Raw genomic sequence first — 256 nt, forward strand, 5'->3', positions numbered from 1 at the left:
CGCTGGCCCGTGCCGTCTTCTTCGGTCGGCTGGGAGAGATCCGGGACCGCGACTTCGAGCAGCAGCGCTGGCGGGCCAGCGGGCTGACGCTGGTGACGGCGGCCATCGTGCTGTGGAACACGGTCTACCTGACGCGGGCGGTGGCCGCGCTGCGCAGCCATGGCCAGGCGGTGGACGACGCGCTGTTGCCCCACCTCTCGCCGCTGGGGTGGAACCACATCAACCTGACCGGTGACTACGTCTGGCGCGGCGGCGT

At 71.5% G+C, this 256-nt stretch carries 1 protein-coding gene; it reads left to right on the top strand.

The features are described from left to right. Nucleotides 1-256, top strand: a 256-nt coding sequence (locus HZU84_RS20170; protein WP_180693138.1) for a Tn3 family transposase, incomplete at both ends; no start/stop codon positions are given.

The organism is Sphaerotilus sulfidivorans, from assembly GCF_013426975.1.
In the GTDB taxonomy this organism is placed as follows: Bacteria; Pseudomonadota; Gammaproteobacteria; order Burkholderiales; family Burkholderiaceae_C; genus Sphaerotilus; species Sphaerotilus sulfidivorans.